The sequence below is a fragment of the Bacillus pretiosus genome, from assembly GCF_051294775.1.
GTDB classification, from domain to species: domain Bacteria; phylum Bacillota; class Bacilli; order Bacillales; family Bacillaceae_G; genus Bacillus_A; species Bacillus_A wiedmannii.
The window spans coordinates 1-319 of record NZ_JBPPHF010000108.1 but is presented as its reverse complement, the minus strand read 5'-3'; the positions used below and the strand labels follow the sequence as shown (position 1 = coordinate 319).

Sequence of the window (319 nt, the reverse complement as noted above, 5' to 3'; positions counted from 1 at the left end):
AGATGACAAAGTCCAGTAGTAAAACCTGCACTCTTTATTACTGGCATGACACTAATAATACCCTCGTTTAAACCACCGAGAACCAAAATAAAATCCGGTTTCATTTTTAATGCGGTTTCTATCGCTCGTTCTGGGTTCACCATAATTGTATTACTGTTTACCTTTTGTAAACTATTCAAAATTGCTGCTTCGATCATTGGGTAATTAAAAGGAATTCCTGATTGAATAAATAAAATTTTCTTAGGCGTATTGTCTTTCATGTCATCCCCCCTATTTCTACATAATCAAAGTGCACGAAAATTAGAAGTCTTTATTCATT

Annotated in this window: 1 pseudogene; it reads right to left on the bottom strand. The window is 33.9% G+C overall.

What is annotated here, in order from left to right:
• A pseudogene (locus ACSG5Z_RS30060) lies at window positions 1-260 on the bottom strand (CgeB family protein); the annotation flags it as partial.
• Window positions 261-319 lie beyond the last annotated feature (59 nt).